This is a genomic window from Bacillus sp. FSL W7-1582 (assembly GCF_038593325.1).
GTDB classification, from domain to species: Bacteria; Bacillota; Bacilli; order Bacillales; family Bacillaceae; genus Bacillus; species Bacillus altitudinis.
The window spans coordinates 1,825,285-1,843,125 of the sequence record NZ_CP151987.1; the positions used below are offsets into that span (position 1 = coordinate 1,825,285).

At 41.1% G+C, this 17,841-nt stretch carries 16 protein-coding genes and 1 pseudogene; 6 read left to right on the plus strand and 11 right to left on the minus strand.

All coding sequences use genetic code 11. The features are described 5' to 3' along the window. Window positions 1-13 precede the first annotated feature (13 nt). Window positions 14-1,390, plus strand: a complete 1,377-nt coding sequence (locus tag NSQ11_RS09325) for a PLP-dependent aminotransferase family protein (RefSeq protein ID WP_017359540.1) — start codon at window positions 14-16, stop codon at window positions 1,388-1,390. A 283-nt stretch (window positions 1,391-1,673) separates the two neighbouring features. On the opposite strand, the gene NSQ11_RS09330 is transcribed toward NSQ11_RS09325, so the two are convergent. From NSQ11_RS09330 to NSQ11_RS09340, 3 genes and pseudogenes are all read right to left on the minus strand, one after another. Then, window positions 1,674-2,147, minus strand: coding sequence for a GNAT family N-acetyltransferase (locus NSQ11_RS09330; protein WP_008343714.1), 474 nt, complete (start codon window positions 2,145-2,147; stop codon window positions 1,674-1,676). 118 nt (window positions 2,148-2,265) lie between these two features. After that, window positions 2,266-2,418: pseudogene (locus tag NSQ11_RS09335) on the minus strand (DUF6262 family protein); the annotation flags it as partial. Between the two features lie 23 nt (window positions 2,419-2,441). Then, window positions 2,442-2,861 (minus strand): MarR family transcriptional regulator, encoded by a 420-nt coding sequence (locus NSQ11_RS09340; protein WP_046344981.1) that lies wholly within the window; start codon window positions 2,859-2,861, stop codon window positions 2,442-2,444. A 170-nt stretch (window positions 2,862-3,031) separates the two neighbouring features. Between NSQ11_RS09340 and NSQ11_RS09345 the strand changes: the two genes are divergently transcribed. Then, complete coding sequence (locus NSQ11_RS09345; RefSeq protein WP_342501349.1) at window positions 3,032-4,552, plus strand: MDR family MFS transporter; 1,521 nt, start codon at window positions 3,032-3,034, stop codon at window positions 4,550-4,552. A 41-nt stretch (window positions 4,553-4,593) separates the two neighbouring features. Here the strand turns inward: NSQ11_RS09345 and NSQ11_RS09350 are convergent, their stop codons facing one another. From NSQ11_RS09350 to NSQ11_RS09370, 5 genes are all read right to left on the minus strand, one after another. After that, complete coding sequence (locus NSQ11_RS09350; RefSeq protein ID WP_144741011.1) at window positions 4,594-5,463, minus strand: class II fructose-bisphosphate aldolase; 870 nt, start codon at window positions 5,461-5,463, stop codon at window positions 4,594-4,596. Window positions 5,464-5,465: 2 nt separating this feature from the next. Then, window positions 5,466-5,924 (minus strand): fructose PTS transporter subunit IIA, encoded by a 459-nt coding sequence (locus tag NSQ11_RS09355; protein WP_048002655.1) that lies wholly within the window; start codon window positions 5,922-5,924, stop codon window positions 5,466-5,468. Window positions 5,925-5,939: 15 nt separating this feature from the next. Further along, window positions 5,940-7,355 (minus strand): PTS fructose transporter subunit IIBC, encoded by a 1,416-nt coding sequence (locus NSQ11_RS09360; RefSeq protein ID WP_035391864.1) that lies wholly within the window; start codon window positions 7,353-7,355, stop codon window positions 5,940-5,942. Window positions 7,356-7,367: 12 nt separating this feature from the next. Continuing rightward, the gene (pfkB, locus tag NSQ11_RS09365; protein ID WP_035391863.1) at window positions 7,368-8,282 is read right to left on the minus strand and encodes a 1-phosphofructokinase; all 915 of its coding nucleotides are present in this window, start codon (window positions 8,280-8,282) and stop codon (window positions 7,368-7,370) included. 130 nt (window positions 8,283-8,412) lie between these two features. After that, window positions 8,413-9,189, minus strand: coding sequence for a MurR/RpiR family transcriptional regulator (locus NSQ11_RS09370; protein WP_007499235.1), 777 nt, complete (start codon window positions 9,187-9,189; stop codon window positions 8,413-8,415). Between the two features lie 160 nt (window positions 9,190-9,349). On the opposite strand from NSQ11_RS09370, the gene NSQ11_RS09375 reads away from it, so the two are divergent. Then, on the plus strand, window positions 9,350-10,756 hold the full coding sequence (locus tag NSQ11_RS09375; RefSeq protein WP_144626593.1) for a phospholipase D family protein: 1,407 nt from the start codon (window positions 9,350-9,352) through the stop codon (window positions 10,754-10,756). Window positions 10,757-10,768: 12 nt separating this feature from the next. Here NSQ11_RS09375 and NSQ11_RS09380 read toward each other — a convergent pair whose 3' ends face one another. The 3 genes from NSQ11_RS09380 to NSQ11_RS09390 are packed head-to-tail and all read right to left on the minus strand — an operon-like array spanning window position 10,769 to window position 12,401. Further along, window positions 10,769-11,254 carry a DMT family transporter gene (locus NSQ11_RS09380; protein WP_024718278.1) on the minus strand — a complete coding sequence of 162 codons (486 nt, stop codon included), beginning with the start codon at window positions 11,252-11,254 and terminating at the stop codon, window positions 10,769-10,771. 21 nt (window positions 11,255-11,275) lie between these two features. Next, the gene (locus tag NSQ11_RS09385; RefSeq protein WP_035704488.1) at window positions 11,276-11,962 is read right to left on the minus strand and encodes a Crp/Fnr family transcriptional regulator; all 687 of its coding nucleotides are present in this window, start codon (window positions 11,960-11,962) and stop codon (window positions 11,276-11,278) included. 13 nt (window positions 11,963-11,975) lie between these two features. Next, window positions 11,976-12,401 (minus strand): DMT family transporter, encoded by a 426-nt coding sequence (locus NSQ11_RS09390; RefSeq protein WP_008343684.1) that lies wholly within the window; start codon window positions 12,399-12,401, stop codon window positions 11,976-11,978. Window positions 12,402-12,613: 212 nt separating this feature from the next. On the opposite strand from NSQ11_RS09390, the gene NSQ11_RS09395 reads away from it, so the two are divergent. The 3 genes from NSQ11_RS09395 (at window position 12,614) to cysI (ending at window position 17,818) form a co-directional block, all read left to right on the plus strand. Next, entirely contained in the window at window positions 12,614-14,041 is a 1,428-nt protein-coding gene (locus NSQ11_RS09395) for an aldehyde dehydrogenase family protein (RefSeq protein ID WP_024718275.1), read from the plus strand. A 213-nt stretch (window positions 14,042-14,254) separates the two neighbouring features. Continuing rightward, window positions 14,255-16,066 (plus strand): assimilatory sulfite reductase (NADPH) flavoprotein subunit, encoded by a 1,812-nt coding sequence (locus NSQ11_RS09400; protein WP_182489213.1) that lies wholly within the window; start codon window positions 14,255-14,257, stop codon window positions 16,064-16,066. A 33-nt stretch (window positions 16,067-16,099) separates the two neighbouring features. Beyond that, window positions 16,100-17,818, plus strand: a complete 1,719-nt coding sequence (gene cysI / locus NSQ11_RS09405) for an assimilatory sulfite reductase (NADPH) hemoprotein subunit (protein ID WP_035704482.1) — start codon at window positions 16,100-16,102, stop codon at window positions 17,816-17,818. The last annotated feature ends 23 nt before the right edge of the window (window positions 17,819-17,841 follow it).

A 17,841-nucleotide genomic window follows, 5' to 3' on the forward strand; every position in this document is an offset into this window, starting at 1 on the left:
GAGGAATGAAGAAATGAAACATTATATTTTCCCTTTCAGTGCCAATCAACCAAAATATAAACAAATTTATGAGCAATTTAAAAAATTAATCGAGGAGGGAAAGTTAAAAACAGGAGAAAATCTTCCTTCCATTCGTTCACTAGCCAATGACCTAGGTGTTAGTCGCCACACTACACTACAAGCATATGATCAATTATTAGCTGAAGGATATATTCAAGCCAATGAGCGTAAAAGCTATAGTGTCAATGAATTTGAACCGATATTTCTTCAAACCTCTATTTCAGAAGTACCTAGAAATGAACCAATACAATTGATCGATTTCATTGATTTCAAAGCAAGTACTGTTGATGAGGAACAATTCCCTTTAAAAGTTTGGCGGCAAATTTCCAACAAAGTGCTGCAGCAATCCATTAGCTTTCAATATGGAGAACCTTTTGGAGAACCGGGGTTTAAACAAGAACTGGCTGATTATTTATTTCAAGCGAGAGGTATGATCATTAACCCCAAAAATATTATCGTTGGAAGTAATACACAGCAACTACTGTTGTATTTGGGATTTCTATTAAAAGAACGTTTTTCTAGTATGATTGTTGAAAACCCTGGTTATAGCGGTGTACGGGAGGTCTTTCATTTACATGGATTTGAAATGGAGAGTATTCCTGCATTAAAACAGGGTGTATTATTGGACCCACTTGTACATAAAAAGGGGAAATTATTGTATATCACACCTTCACATCAATATCCTACTGGTACTGCACTATCGATTCAACAAAGAATTGAATTGATTCAATGGGTACGATCAAAAAACGGTTTCTTATTAGAGGACGATTACGATGGAGAATTTCGATATGGACAAAAACCATTTCCTGCTTTAGCCTCTTTAGATGCTGCACATGTCATTTATTTTGGTACGTTTTCGAAAGCATTTCTACCAGCTATACGATTAGCATATATGGTGTTACCTGATTCATTAATCAATATCTATATGAGTAAATTTGAACATTTCGAACATAATGCTTCTTTATTGCACCAACTGACCATGACTGAATTTATGAAAAGTGGGGAATGGACAAAGCATATTAAGCGTATGCGCAATACTTATAAAAGGAAAATGAATTTATTGGTTCAACAAGTTCACCATCTATTTGGAGAGCAGATTGAGATCATTGGTGACAATGCAGGGTTATATATCATGTTACGTATATACACTCCCTATTCCGAAAAAGAATTAATTGAAAAAGCTCTTCAACAGCATGTTAAAGTGTATCCTACAAGTCATTTATTTATCGGAAATCCACCTGTACAACCGCACATACTGCTCGGTTTCGCAAACCTTTCTCTTGAACAAATCGAAAGAGGTATTTGTTTATTAAAAGAAGCATGGGAATAAGATTGGTGGTTCATTGGAGGTTTTTTGTAACTTAGATGGATATACTCATCTAACACTTCCTCTGGTGAATCAATATCCTGATGAAATGTCCCACCTAAAAAATCTTCTAACTTCTTTAAATAACTAGAGCTCTCATTCATTGAATCACCTCTGCAATGTATTATATCTTTTCTACTATTGAAAAAAGTTAAATAAATAAAAGGGTATAACATATTTTATATAACGAATATGTTATACCCTTTCTTCTTAAACTAACGCACCTGTTAGCATAACAAAAAAATGATTATTTTATTTTTTTTAGCATTTTAAAATTAGCCAACTTAACCCCCTTTTTTTCCACAGTTTGTGAACAAACAATTTTGTAACCTAGATGTTCAAAAAATGGCTTAGCTGTAATACTTGCTTCGGTATCAATTTCTAAAAGCTTTAGTTTCTTTGCCTCAGATTCGAGCATATCAACTAAAGCTGTGGCTATACCTTGTCCTTGATAATCTTTATGAACGAATAGTCTATCTAAGTACCCGTTATGCGTTAAATCGCTAAAACCAACAACTTTATCATTCACTTTAGCAACAAATGTTATATTTTGTTCCAATGATTCCTTCCAAGAATTCATTTTAGATTCTTTTTCATCTCTTGGTGCCCAAGCATCCAATTGTACTTGGGAATAATCTTTTGAATTTACGGAATGAACTGTTTCATAAAACAATGAAATAATCTCTTTTGTATCAGTTTCCTTAAACTTTATAATCTCCACTTTCTGTTATACCTCCCCTTTTTAGGATAAGCATCCTAATATACTTATCATTATTTCATCAACTTCTTCTTGCGCTATACTGCTCCGTTAGTTGAAGGAGGGTGAACGTTATTCTCTCTTATAAATTTTTATAGACATCTGCATATGCTACTTTCAGTTGCTCTCTTAATTGCCTATTTTCCTCTTCCAACTTTTTGTTTTTTCTTTTTAGAGATGCAATGAGAGCATCTTTGTTGTTTTCGTTCATTTCTCGCTTTACTTATTTCGGTGTAGTTAACGCATCAGTGTGCTTTCTTACGATTTAGACTTAAGCAATTGCAGCTCTTGATCCATGATTTCAGCTGCTTCTGAAATAAATTGAATGATTAAATCCAATTCTTCTGGCTTGTATTCATTTGTGAGTTTTTTGGTGGATGCCGATAAAGATAGAAAGAGTTGTTTCACCTGTGATTTCCCAGCCGTTAATGGAACAATGATGACTCTTCGCTTGTCTTTTGGGTCCTTCTCCCTTTTGACGTAGCCTGCTTTTTCTAACCGGTCAATGAGAGCGGTGACCGCACCTGAGCTAAGACCGGTTTTTTCACTTAATTCACCTGCTGTGAGTGGTCCAAGTTCGTTTAACAAATCTGCTGATTTGAGATCTGTTGGGAAAAGGCCGAGCGATTGAGCGGCTGCTTGGTGAAATAGGACTGTTCGTGTAGCAAGGCGTCTCATCGTATGAATGATCTGGTCCGCTCGATCTTCTGCCTCGTTCTTTGTTGACAACTTGTTCTCCTCCCTTTAAAATCAATTTATCTTGATCATCAAGATAAATGTTCTCTTACTTTATAATTAACTTGATCATAGCAAAAATAATGAGAGAACGTAAGCAGGAGGTAAATGAAATGAATCACGTGGATAAAGGCAAGGCATCCACTCGCTTTGTTGTCGTCGGGTTGCTGTTAGGGATTTTTATGGCAGCGATGGACAACACCATTGTCGCAACAGCAATGGGAAGCATCGTCGCCGATTTGGGCAGTTTTGATAAATTTGCTTGGGTGACTGCTTCTTATATGGTGGCAGTGATGGCCGGTATGCCGATTTATGGAAAGCTTTCAGATATGTATGGTCGAAAGCGTTTTTTTCTGTTTGGACTTATTTTCTTTTTAATTGGATCTGCGCTGTGCGGCATCGCACAAACGATGGATCAGCTCATTATTTACCGTGCGATTCAAGGACTTGGAGGCGGTGCTCTTCTTCCGATCGCTTTCACGATTATCTTTGATATCTTCCCGCCAGAAAAGCGCGGGAAAATGTCCGGTATGTTTGGTGCAGTTTTTGGTCTATCCAGTGTATTAGGACCGCTGTTAGGAGCAATTATTACGGATTCGATCGGCTGGCATTGGGTGTTTTATATTAACGTACCAATTGGTATCGTCAGTGTGTTCTTGATCGCCAAATTTTATCAAGAATCGGTCGAGCATCGTAAGCAGAAAATTGACTGGTCAGGTGCCATTACACTTGTCGTTGCGGTTGTCAGTTTAATGTTCGCCCTTGAGCTTGGCGGCAAATCGTATGCATGGGATTCTGTTCAAATCTTGACACTATTTGCTGTGTTTGTAGTCTTCGGCACCATCTTCTTCATTGTTGAACGAAAGGCCGAAGAACCGATTATTTCATTTTGGATGTTTAAAAATCGTTTGTTTGCGACATCTCAAATTTTGGCGTTTTTATATGGCGGGACGTTTATTATTCTAGCTGTCTTTATTCCTATTTTCGTCCAGGCGGTGTACGGTGAATCTGCAACAAGTGCCGGGTTCATTTTAACACCGATGATGATTGGGTCTGTGATTGGCAGTATGATTGGTGGAACGATGCAGACGAAAGTACCTTTTAGACGATTAATGACTATCTCTGTGATTTCATTTTTTGCTGGGATGCTACTGCTTGCCAATATGTCGCCAGATACAGCAAGATTGTGGCTTACGCTCTTTATGATGATTTCAGGTTTTGGTGTTGGATTTAGCTTCTCCCTTCTGCCATCTGCTTCAATGAATGATCTCTCTCCGCGCTACCGCGGCAGTGCTAATTCTACCAATTCGTTCATGAGATCACTTGGGATGACTTTAGGCGTGACGATTTTTGGAACGATACAAACCAATGTCCTGACAAATCGTTTAGCAGATGCTTTTAGCGGAATGAAAGGAGCTTCTTCTCAAGTTGGTGATCCACAAGCCATTTTCCAAGAGGGGGCACGCTCACAAATTCCGCCTGATATTTTAAATAAAGTGATTGATGCGATGTCACAAAGTATTACGTATGTATTTATGATTGCTTTATTCCCGATTGCACTTGCGGCGATTACGGTCATATTTATGGGAAATGCACGAGTACGTACATCAAATGAAATGAAAGAAAGCGAATAATGTGAAAAAAGCAGAGCGATGCGGCTCTGCTTTTTTTCATCTTATTGATATAAAAATTGGGCTTTTCCTTCACTGCCAACGATCTTTATTTTAGATGTGACCATGTCTTTGGCTGCTTGTTTTGCTTTTTGTAAATACATACGCGGATCTAAGCTTTCAGGTTCGTTTGAGAAATGATCACGAATCGCTTCAGAGTATGCATTTTTTAGTTCAGTGGACACATTGACCTTTGCCATACCGAGTGCGACACATCTTTTGACATCCTCATCTGGTACAGCTGAACCACCATGAAGGACAAGTGGCACATCGACAAGCGCTGCAATTTGTTCAATGCGGTCAAAGTCGATATCCGGCACCCCTATATAGATGCCGTGGGCCGTGCCGATCGCAGGTGCTAAAGTAGGTACACTAGTTTCTTCTACAAATTGACGGCATTCAGATGGAATGGCTTTTTGGGCATCCTTTTCATCCACGACAATATCATCTTCTACCCCGCCTACCTTGCCTAACTCGGCTTCCACATTCACCCCTACTTTTAAGGCAAGGTCAACCACTTCTTTTGTGCGGCGTACATTTTCTTCATATGAATGCATGGAAGCATCGATCATAACGGATGTATATCCCGCTCGTATACAAGTAAGAATCACATCAAAATCAGTGCAATGATCGAGATGAAGGCCGATTGGTATTTGGTATTGATCAGCTGCCGCCTTTACTGTATCTGCAATGGCTTTTGCGCCAAGCGATTGGACCGTGCCAACCGTTGTTTGCAAAATGACAGGTGATTTTAATTCAGCTGCCGTTTCGAGTACCCAGTAAATACTATCAAAGGAATGTACATTGAATGCGACAATTCCGTATTTTTCTTTTTTTGCTGCTTCAAGCATAGGTGTTGTGGAAAGTAAAGGCATGGTCAAACATCCTCTCTCGTCAAAATAACTGTTTTTAATACAGCGAGCATTTCTTCATTTGTTCTTGTTTCGAGCAGTTTTTGCCGTTTCGTTTCATCCATTAATCCGCGTGAAAGAGCAGAAAGTGCTTGTAAGTGAGTAGTTCCTGCTTCACTTTTTGGAATGAGTAAGGATAAGAAGAAAAAGCAAGGCTTTCCATCAAAAGCGTCCCATTCGATTCCGGTTTCTGTACGGACGATGACGAGTGCCGGTTTTGTGATGGCGTCTGACTGTGTATGCGGAATGGCAAATCCATCTTGAAAGCCGGTTGTACTCAGAGCTTCTCTTTCAGCTAGTCCTTTTTTGACTGCCTCAGGAGATGTAGAAATCCCTGCTTCAGAGGCAATGTCAGCTATGGCTGCGAAAACGCCAGCCTGTGAAGAAGCTGTTTCATGTAGATTCATATAAATATGTTCCATCATTTCTCTTCCTCCCTATTAAACTGCGGGTTTGTCTATTTTCTTGCGGTAAAGTCCGTATAGAATCGCACCTACAAGTGAGCCGATGAGTATGGAAAGCACCCACTGAAATGCGCCTGTGACGACTGGAAGGACAAGGAATCCACCATGCGGAGCAGGAACCTGTACGCCAAAGAGATACGTCAATATAGCAGAGATGGCGGAACCAAACATGATAATTGGCAGGACAACGACTGGGTTTTTGGCCGCAAATGGAATGGCTCCTTCGGTAATATGAGTCGCTCCGAGAATATAGTTGATCATCCCAGCATTTCGTTCTTGTGGTGTAAAATGTTTTCGGAAAATCGTTGTGGCAATCGCAATGATAAGCGGTGGTGTGATACATGCTGCTGACACCCCTGCCATGAAGTAAAGGTTACCTTCTGCGAGTAAAGCCGTTCCTGTGACATAGGCTGCTTTGTTAAAAGGTCCTCCCATATCAAATCCACACATGGCTCCAACAATTAAACCTAAAAGCAATGGATTTGTGGATTGAACTGATGAGAGAAAATCCATTAATGAATGATTTAGCCCTGTGATTGGAACTAATAGCGGGGTCATGACAGCCCCAATTAAGAAAATACCGATAACAGGATAGAGGAAAATTGATTTTAATCCGTCAAGTGATGCTGGTAATTTTTGAAGCAGGAATTGAAGAAGTACGATGATATACCCTGCTGCAAAACCTGCGATAATACCACCTAAGAATCCAGCGCCTCCATCGTTTGCAAGCAGGCCGCCGATAAATCCGACAACCATCCCTGGGCGTTTGGCGATTGAATCAGCGATAAATGCTGCTAAAATAGGCACCATTAAGCTAAAGCCGAGCCCGCCAATGTTTTTCAAGTAGGCAGCGAACGGATGATACGTTTCATGCTGAGGATCAGCTGAGTAAATACCGAATAGAAAAGATAAAGCGATTAAGACACCGCCCCCAACAACAAATGGAAGCATGTGTGATACACCGTTCATTAAATGCTTATAGATGGTGTGTATCCACTTATTCGCTGACTTTTGTTGAGCTGATGAAGGCGCAGATGGTTTTTCTGTTCCAGAAGCTCTTCCTTTCACTTGATGAACGGGGGCTTCTCCATTGATAATGCCTTGAATCAGTTCGTTTGGTGTGCGAATACCCTTTGCTACAGGCACTTCAATGAGTGGTTTGCCGTGAAAACGATCTGTATTCACATCTTTGTCAGCAGCGACAATGACCCCATCGGCCTCCAAAATGTCTTGATCCGTTAAAGCGTTTTCAATTCCTACTTGACCATGCGTTTCAACTTTGATGTCGACCCCTAATTGCTCAGCTGCGATTTTTAATGCCTCAGCTGCCATAAATGTGTGCGCAATGCCTGTTGGACAGCCAGTGGCAGCGACAATTTTCTTGCGGCTCATGTGAACTCCCCCTTATATGTTCTGAATGTGTATTTGCTCAATTAATGAATCAATGTCATGTAAATCACTTAACCCTTTTGAAAAGGCGGTAGATGCCCCTGTTGCAATGCCGTAGCGTAAGCATTCTTCATGAGGTTGTCCTTCCAGCTGTTTACTTAGGAATGCAGCGAGCATGGCATCACCAGAACAAGCCGTATTTACGACCGTTCCTATTGGTGCATTTCCTTTTAATACGGCTTCATTTGTAAGGAATAGTGCTCCTTCCCCTCCTCGGGAAATGAGTACTTGCTCTGCACCCATCTCGATCAGCTTTCGCCCTGATTCAACGAGTTCTGTTTCTGATAAACGGTGGGTTTTTCCAAAAAATGCGGCCATCTCTTCTTCATTTGGTTTTAGTAAATATGGTTTGTATTGAAGTGTTTCTAAAACCGCTTTAGAGCTTGTGTCTAAAATAAATTTCACGTTGTTTTGATGACAAATAGCGGCTATCTCTGAGAAAATGCTAGCAGGGACGCCTTTAGGCAGACTGCCTGACATAATGAAGATGCTGCCTTTTGGAATGGTCGAGATTTTTTCGCGAAAGGCATCAAGCGCTTTTGCCTCAATAGCAGGTCCTTGATTCACAAGCTTGTATTCTTCCGTTGTGTTAATAAATACATTAATGCGTGTAATCCCATCCACTGGGATAAAATCGGTTTGAATGGAAAGATCTTTTAACGATTGTTCAATATATGAACCTGAAAACCCAGCAATAAATCCTAATGCAGTGCTGGTGAAGCCATATTTCTTTAGCATAATGGAGACATTAACACCTTTTCCATTCGGCTGATAATCTTCATCTTCCGTACGGTTGACTGTATCTGCCCGCATTTCTTTTAATGCAATATATAGGTCAATAGCAGGATTTAAGGTGCAGGTATAAATCAATTGGTTTCACCTTCTTTCTTTTCTCTAAAGAAAGTATCTCATACGATTCAGTGAAAATGTTTTCAGATTGTGTAAAGGTTTTCACGGTAAAAAGCCTCCCATCATAAAGTGTGGAAGGCTTTTTGAGTGTTTATTTCATCCGAATCACATAGGCGTCTAGTAAAATGCGGGCAATGACATGAAGCGACAGGCGGGACCTGACTTCATAATCTGGGAAGAATGATTGTTCCCCTTTATATCCGACGAGTGTCATATCTGATATTTTACTTAATGTAGAATCAATTCTCGTTGTGACCGTAATGGTCGTGACCTGCTTCATACTGAGGTTTTGGCAGGCTTCTACTAGTTCAGACGTTTCTCCATTTAATGAAACAAAGATGGCAAGTTCGTTTTTATCAATGTCACGCGATTTGAGCCGAATGATATTCGGGTCGTCATGAACTTCACATGTTTTCCCGATGAGCTGCAATTTGATGGTCATCTCTTTGGCGATCATCTCTGAAAAGCCTCTGCCAAAAATATAAATTTTGTCCGCATCGTGGATTTTTTGAACTGCATCCTCAATTTGCCCAATACTTTGCAGTTGAATCGTCTTTAAGACCTCTTCTTCATTTTTTCGAATGGCTAGTTTGATGTCTTCGTCAATATTTTTTAGTTGATCACTATCATCTGTCATTTTCTTTTCTTGTTTCAATCGATATTTAAAGGATGTATAGCCGTTGTATCCGATTTTCTTCATCAGTCTGACAATGGTCGCCGTCGACACGTTGGCTCTTTCACTTAATGTGACGATGGATAAGGTGGAGATATCCTCTAAATGCTGGTGAATATAATGCAGTAAATAACGTTCTGTTTCACTTAACGTTTGATACACATCACTTGGTATATTAAATAATGGTTCATTCAATGCGATTCCCCCTTACTCATTTCATACTATAATTAAATGCCCTATGAAAACAAGATGATTCTTTTATCCTGTATTTTTTATTAGAAAGCTGGATGAGTGAAATTTTGTTTTTAACATAAGCTAAGAAAAAGAACGGTTTGTGTGAAAGGAGTTGATCACTGTGCTTCAATTCTTGTTTTTTCTGATCTTTTTATATGTGGTGTATGTATTTTTGACCGCATTTGTCTTGTTTTATTTACCGTTTCAAAAAACTTGTAAAGAACATTGCATCTATAAAGCTTCTTCCATCTCAGGAGACGACCAAGGCATAAATCAAGTCATGCTGCTTGATGACGGATTTGAATCAGGTCAAGTGAGAGTTCAAATGATTCGAGAGGCTGAAAAGAACATTCGTTTGAGTTATTATTCCATTCAAAAAGGAAAAACCGCCGAATGGGTGCTTGGTGCTTTAATTGAAGCGGCTGATCGAGGAGTAAAAGTTCAGCTGTTGTTAGATGGCATTTGCCATAGCCTGCGTGGACCGCTGAAGCATTTGCGTTATGCTGTGGCGAATCACCCGAATATGGCCATTCGTTTTTATGAGCCTTTTCGTTTGTTCAAGCCATGGACGTGGCATAACCGCCTTCACGATAAGCTTCTTTTGGCAGATGGCAGGGTCGCTGTCATGGGCGGCAGAAATATTGGTGATAAATACTTTGCAGATCAGCCGCCGAAAGACTTTGCGTATGACCGAGATGTGCTGCTGTACAACGCCAAAAAAGGAAAAGTATTAGATGAAATGGAGCAGTATTTCGTTTATTTGTGGAATCATGATTTTACGAAAAGAACAAAAGATGTATTTTCCAAGGCAAAAGCGAAAAAAGGAAAAAAGCTAAGAAAACAGCTGCTTCGATCTTATCAGGAAGCCATTCGTACAAAAGAACCCTTTGTCACGTCCACATATGATTGGGCAAAAGACGCCATTCGTGCAAAGCAGATTGCATTTTTCACAAATCCAGTGGAACGCTTAAATAAACGTCCGCTCGTCTTGAAAAAGTTAAACGATCTCGCACAGCGGTCAAAGCGTTCTGTTCTTATCCAGACGCCTTATGTCATACCGACACGGCCAATGAAAGACGGGCTCACGCCATTACCAAGTGATATTCAAACGACGATCGTGACGAATTCTCTTACAGCGACACCAAACCCTTTAGCATTTGCAGGATATTTAAGCACGAAAAAGGAATTGATGAAAACAGGTGTTCATTTGTATGAATATCAAGGTCCGTATTCAATTCACGCCAAATCAATGGTCATTGATGATAACTTAAGTATTATTGGAACATATAATCTAGATGCAAGATCCAGCTTTTTAAATACTGAATCGATTTTGGTGATTGATAGTGCACCATTTGCGTTATCTCTGACGGAAGCAATCGAACGAAAAATCGCTTATAGTATTCTCGTAGCGAAAGATCGGACAGAATATAAAGCAAGCGACTATGGACAGAAAAAAAAGCCTTTCATGAAAAGGCTCCTTTTAACTGGTTTATCTACCATAACGGTTTTATGGCGGCGGTTGATTTAAATAAAAGGGCAGCTACTTTTGTGGCAGCCCTTTTTCTCTTGACTGCTCCTCTTCTACTGGTTCCAGCTTGGTTAACTTAAATACGAGGATTCCTGCCACAATGACAAGTACACCTAATAATTTTGTAAAAGAAAATGTTACTTTTTCTAACCCAAGCCAGCCAAGCGAATCAAATAGAAGCGCACAACCTAGCTGGGAGGTGAGAACAATCGAGATTCCATAAGTGGGACCGAGACGTTTGATGCTCTGAACAAGACAGATGACAACGCCTACCCCGATGGCTCCGCTTATCCAGTACCAGGCTTCCATATGCCTTAATTGAAACATGCCGGTTCCTTCTAACAAAAGACCCATCAAAAGTGAAGCAATAAAGCCCATTCCTAGAACTAGCGTCGTTGTTGACCAAGAGCCTGTATGCTCATTAACTTTACTATTAAAAATGGTTTGTAAGCTGACAAGTGCCCCAGCAGTGACAGCTAATATTATTCCTATGATCATATATAAGTCCCTTCGTTTCTTCTATTCATAAATGTTGTGTTCTGCTATTTCTAAAAGCCCTTTTTGATCACAAATCGTAATCTTTCCTCTTCGCCTTTCAATCAGCCCTTTTTCTTGGAACTGCTGAATGACCCGATTAATATGGCGGTAGCTTGTTCCAATTAAGCTCGCTGCATCCGTGAGGCGAAGCGGCCGTGCGTGCGCGTCATCATCACCTGTTAAAACAGACAATAAATAGCTTGCAAGCCTGACCTCTACAGGGTATAAAAGGTGGAAGCTTAAATCATTTGATTTTGTATAAAATTTGTTTGTGATGCCCTTGAGCAAAAAGGTTAAAACTCGTGGATCGTCCTTTGCATGCCGCATGAGGGCTTGATGAGAAATCCTGAGCATATGTACTTCTGTAACGGCTTCAACTGTATTGACCATATCTGTCTGCTGAACGTATTCAATATCTCCAATCGCTTCAAGTGGGTTTTTAAAGCAAAGAATAAATGTTTTTCCTTCCTTTGTGGTGGTGAAAATCTTTAATTTTCCTTTCACCAGCAAGTACATATACTCCCTTTTATCCCCTTTTGAACAAATCAGCTCACCTTGCTGATAGCGCCACAAGCTCACATGTGAGATGAGTTTTTGATGAAAGACATTCTGTAACTGATGCGTCTTCATATAAGAGGAAAAAAGAGATTCATCATGCAGCTCCTCCATCTGATGCCCTCCTTTATAGTTTTAAGATGATGACGCCTGCAATCATTAAAAAGATGCCTGCATAATGGGGCCATTTCATTTTTTTCTTCTGAACACCAAACCATCCTTTTGCATCGATGGCAAAGGTAAACGCAAGCTGTGCGATAAGTAAAGCAGCGATGGTGAGTGTCACACCAATGATTTGAATGGCAGTGACCTCATTAAAGATAATAATGGCTGCAAATGCACCTCCAATTAAATAAAGAGGCTGCACTTTTTTGTATTCCTTAAAGTGGCCATCCCGTACGATGAGTAAAATGACGAGAGAGATGATAAACCCTGTCAGCTGCGTGATCGTTGCCGCCTGCCACGTCCCGATATCTTGACTAATTCTGGCGTTGGCTACGCCTTGCAGTGTAATACAAGCGCCTCCTAATAATGCGAAAATAACACCTTTCATTCGTTCAAAAGCTCCTTCTTTTTTCAGTCTAGTTCCATTAAATGATAGATGCCCTCATGTTGAAAAGGACATATGTCCCACTTTGCGTATTATATCAGAAACTTTTTCTTATGCAGTTTCTCTGTTTTAGATTTTTCACAGTGGGTACAGTTTTATATCAGCTGAAAACAAAATAATGGATTGAATCACACATAAAAAGGAGACATGTCAGAATGAGAAATCAAGAGAAACACTTTATTAATGGAGAATGGGTCGCATCAACAGGAAACGAAACGACGGAGGTCATTAACCCTGCGACAGAGGAAGTCATTGGCACCATTAGTTTAGGAACGAAAGAAGATTTAAATCAAGCTGTCAAAGCAGCTCGAGCTGCCTTCCCTTCTTTCTCAAAAACATCTCGAAATGAACGAGTAGAAATGCTGGAAAACATTGTGCGCGGGTACGAAAAACGCAAGGATGAACTTGTAGAAGTGATGACAAAAGAGCTTGGTGCACCGCTGAAAGTGTCCGAAGAAGTTCATTACAAAATGGGTTATGAACATTTTTCTAAAGCTGCGGAAGCACTGAAATCTTATACATTTACCGAAGACCGCGGTGGACATACGATTATAAAAGAGGCGATTGGTGTCAGTGGATTGATTACACCGTGGAACTTCCCGACGAATCAGACATCTCTTAAAATTGCGGGTGCCATTGCGGCAGGCTCAACAGTTGTCTTAAAACCAGCGGAAATTACCCCTTTTGCTGCGATGATTCTTGCAGACATTATTGATGAAGCAGGTGTACCGAAAGGAGTCTTCAACTTAGTAAACGGAACGGGTGACGTGATTGGTGACGGCATTAGCTCACATCCTGATATTGACTTCGTTTCATTTACAGGATCAGGTGCCGTCGGCTCTAAAATTATGGAAAACGCAGCGGACAATGTGAAGAAAGTAGCACTTGAGCTTGGCGGAAAATCCCCTCTTATCGTCTTAGACGATGCAGATGTGGACGAAGCAGCAGAAACAGCTATTCATCATATTGCAATGAACACAGGTCAAGTATGCTCTGCAGCTACACGTGTGCTGATTCCAGAATCAATGAAAGACAAGTTTGAAAAAGCGCTGCTGAACGCTCTGCCGAAGTTTACAGTTGGTGATCCGAGAGAAGATCACGCTACTGGCCCGCTTGTTTCTAAAAAGCAGTGGGATACGGTGCAATCTTATATTGAAAAAGGAATCGAAGAAGGTGCTACCCTTCTTGCTGGGGGAACTGGAAAGCCGGACGGAATCGATAAAGGATATTTCGCCAAGCATACCATTTTCACCAATGTGAAAAATGATATGACCATTGCGCAAGAAGAAATCTTTGGGCCAGTCATGAGTGTGATCACGTATCAAGACCTCGATCATGCCCTTGAGATCGCCAACGATACAGTGTATGGTCTTGCCGGCTATGTTGTTGGTCAAGATGAAAAAACATTAAAATATGTCGCTGAACATATTCGTGCCGGTCAAATCACCATTAACAATGCAGAAACAGATTACTTTGCCCCATTTGGAGGCTTTAAGCAATCAGGTATCGGAAGAGAATGGGGAGACTTCGGTATCGAGGAATATTTAGAAGTGAAAGCTGTGATGGGACTTCCAACGGCGTAAGTCAGGCGAAAAAGAGGAAAACGGTGATCCGTTTTCCTTTTTTTGTGCCCTCTCCCCTATTCATCCGTGTTTTGTCATTAGAAATCTTAATCATGACAATCAATATTATATATTTTACTTAATGGCAAACTTTCGGTAAAGTTCAAATTAAACCTATATATATAATTCCTATCGAATTAATCTATGTTTATATTCCTTGTGAGGTGGATATTGTTGCAACTTCATGTATTGAACAGTCCGTTTAGCCAGGAGCAGGCAGAGTTACTCAATCAGCTGCTTCCGACTTTAACAGAACAGCAAAAAATTTGGCTTACTGGTTATTTATCAGCACAGGCAACCCTTGCCGGCTCAGAAGTTGTCGCTCCGGCGCCTTCTGCCGCAGCACCTGTCCAGCCTGTGAGCAAAGATGTGACCGTGCTTTATGGGTCGCAAACAGGCAATTCCGAAGGGTTAGCAAAAAAGACAGCCCAGCATCTTGAAGAGAAAGGCTTTCAAGTGACGCTCTCTTCTATGTCCGATTTTAAACCGAATAATCTGAAAAAAATAAACAATTTACTGGTCATTGTCAGCACACATGGCGAAGGAGATCCGCCGGATAATGCCCTTTCGTTCCATGAATATGTTCACGGCAGACGTGCGCCAAAGCTCGATCATTTAAGCTTTTCTGTCCTTTCATTAGGTGACAGCTCATACGAATTCTTCTGTCAGACAGGAAAAGAATTTGATGAACGCTTCGAAGAACTTGGCGGTACTCGCCTGTTTGACCGAGTGGATTGTGACCTTGATTATGATGAGCCGTTTTCAGAATGGCTTCAAGGTGTTGCCTCTTCTTTGAGTGAAGGTGAAGCTGTCTCACTGCCGCAAGAATCAGCGGGAGCCAACAATCAAGCCGTTTCTGAATATTCAAGAACGAATCCTTTTTATGCTGAAGTTCTTGAAAATATCAACTTAAATGGGCGTGGATCTAATAAAGAAACACGTCACTTAGAGCTTTCTCTTGAAGGATCGGGCCTCGTGTATGAGCCAGGTGACAGCCTTGGCATTTACCCGACAAATGATCCTGCACTTGTCGATGAACTGATTCAAACATGCGGATGGAATGCAGAAGAAGCCGTCACCGTTCATAAAAACGGAGACACTCTTCCTTTAAAAGAAGCACTCACCTCGCATTTTGAGATCACGGTTTTAACAAAACCACTTCTTCAAAAGATCGCTGAACTGACAAAAAGCGAATCCTTGCATACCCTTTTAGAAGAAGGAAACGAAGAAAAACTGAAAGAATATATCGCAGGCCGGGACTTAGTAGATGCGGCTCGTGATTTCGGTCCTTTTGAAGGAACCGCCGCAGATTTCACGTCCATTTTAAGAAAAATCCCTGCACGCCTTTATTCCATTGCAAGCAGTCTCAAAGCAAATGATGAAGAGGTTCATTTGACGATAGGGGCTGTCAGATATGATGCGCACGGCAGAGAACGCCAAGGTGTCTGTTCGATTTTATGTGCAGAGCGCCTGCAGCCAGGTGATACGTTACCTGTTTATATTCAGCACAACCAAAACTTTAAGCTTCCTCAAGATCCAGATGCACCGATCATTATGGTAGGACCAGGCACAGGCATCGCCCCTTTCCGTTCATTTATGCAGGAGCGTGAGGAAATGGGTGCAAACGGAAAGTCATGGTTATTCTTCGGTGATCAGCATTTTGTGACGGATTTCTTATACCAAACGGAATGGCAAAAGTGGTTAAAGGATGGCGTCTTAACGAAAATGGACGTGGCTTTTTCAAGAGATACTGAGGAAAAAGTATATGTCCAGCACCAAATGAAGAAACAAAGCACAGAATTATTTGAATGGCTTGAGCAAGGTGCTTACGTGTATATTTGCGGAGATGAAAAGCATATGGCGCATGATGTTCACAATACCCTTCTATCCATCATTCAAGAAGAAGGTGCGATGAGCAAAGAAAAAGCAGAAAGCTATCTTGCCAACTTACAGCAGCAAAAACGCTATCAGCGTGACGTTTATTGATTTGATGCTTGAAAGAAAGGAGCTTTTACTTACATGGTGAAGACAGCATTAACAGCGCCGGATGGACCTCCGAGCGACGTAGAGGAAATCAAAGAAAAAAGTGATTATTTACGGGGTACGTTAAAAGAAGTGATGCTTGATCCGATCTCAGCGGGAATTCCGGATGATGACAACCGACTGATGAAGCATCACGGCAGCTACTTACAAGATGATCGTGATCTGAGAAATGAACGACAAAAACAAAAGCTTGAGCCTGCCTATCAATTTATGTTGCGTGTCCGTCTGCCTGGCGGAATCGCCACATCTAAGCAGTGGCTTGTGATGGATGAGCTTGCTCACAAATACGGAAACGGTACGTTAAAGCTGACTACTCGTGAAACCTTTCAGCTTCACGGTATTTTAAAATGGAATATGAAAAAGACCATTCAAGACATTCATTCTACTATGCTTGATACGATCGCAGCTTGCGGCGATGTGAACCGGAATGTCATGTGTACATCGAATCCTTATCAATCTGAAGTGCATCATGACGTGTACGAGCTGGCAAAAAAATTAAGTGATGACTTACTTCCACAAACAAGAGCCTATCATGAGATTTGGCTTGATGAGGAAAAGGTAGCAGCAACACCTGACACTGAGGTTGAACCGATGTATGGTCCGCTTTATTTGCCAAGGAAATTCAAAATTGGCGTGGCCGTCCCTCCTGCTAATGACATTGATGTTTTTTCGCAGGATCTAGGCTTCATTGCCATTATAGAAAACGATCAACTGGTCGGTTTTAATGTCGCAATTGGCGGCGGAATGGGTATGACGCATGGTGATACAGCGACTTATCCGCAGCTTGCAAAGGTCATCGGCTTTTGTACACCTGAACAAGTCGTAGAAATTGCCAAACAAGTCATCACCATTCAACGTGACTACGGAAACCGTTCCGTCCGAAAAAATGCCCGCTTTAAATATACGGTGGACCGCCTTGGTCTTGAGAATGTAAAAGAAGAACTTGAGCGCCGTCTTGGGTTTACTCTTTTAGAGGCAAAGGACTATCACTTTGATCATAACGGTGACCGTTATGGCTGGGTAAAAGGCATTAATGGCAGATGGCATTATACGATGTTTGTAGAAGGCGGACGCATCACAGATTATAATGATTATCCGCTGATGACAGGCATCCGTGAAATTGCCAAGGTGCATACGGGTGACTTCCGTCTAACCGCCAATCAGAATTTAATCATTGGGAATGTGACAACTCATAAAAAGAAACAAATCGAACAGCTCATTCAGAAGTTTGGTTTATCAGACGGCCAGCAGCATTCTGCCCTGCGCCGCAGCTCAATGGCTTGTGTCTCTTTGCCAACTTGCGGTTTAGCGATGGCTGAAGCAGAGCGCTACCTTCCACGATTGATTGATAAAATCGAAGACATCGTGGAAGAAAACGGATTAAGTGATAAAGAAATCACCATTCGAATGACTGGTTGTCCAAATGGTTGTGCTCGTCATGCGCTTGGAGAGATTGGATTTATCGGAAAATCACCTGGTAAGTATAATATGTATCTTGGTGCCGCATTTGATGGCAGCAGATTAAGTAAATTATACCGTGAAAATGTGGGTGAGGAAGACATTCTAAAAGAACTTGGCTCTATTCTCCCCCGCTACGCAAAAGAACGAGAAGAACATGAACATTTCGGCGATTTTGTCATTCGTGCAGGGATTGTGAAAGAGACAACAGATGGAACGAATTTTCATGTGCAATAAAAAGAGACAGGAATTATCCTGTC